This window comes from Shewanella sp. 1180_01 (assembly GCF_052850535.1).
This window is the reverse complement of record NZ_VXCT01000213.1, coordinates 1-311: the sequence shown is the minus strand read 5'-3', so window position 1 is coordinate 311 and position 311 is coordinate 1. Positions and strand designations below refer to the sequence as shown.

Below are 311 nucleotides of genomic sequence, written 5' to 3'. Positions count from 1 at the left end.
GGTCAGTGGTTTATTCGCCATCGTTTGCCCCCTTAAGCCCAAAGTTTGCACGTAAATTGGCAATAATTGATTTCGCCTTGGCCGCCTCAGTCGGCCGCGTCACCGTTTCGGGCAGTGCTTTTGGCAATGCCACATCGGTCAACTCGCCACGGCTAAAGCGCCGACACAGCACTGTGTAATTGCGCTCAAAGGTCATTAACACGTCCTTTTCGAGCCCGGTGGCAAACATCCAACTGCCTGTTTCACGCACCGCTAAGCGCACCACATCATGGCTCCACGTATGCTTGTCAGGATGATGGTAATGGCGGGTC

At 54.0% G+C, this 311-nt stretch carries 1 pseudogene; it reads right to left on the bottom strand.

The features are described 5' to 3' along the window. Positions 1-10 precede the first annotated feature (10 nt). A pseudogene (locus FW758_RS24910) lies at positions 11-311 on the bottom strand (replication protein P); the annotation flags it as partial.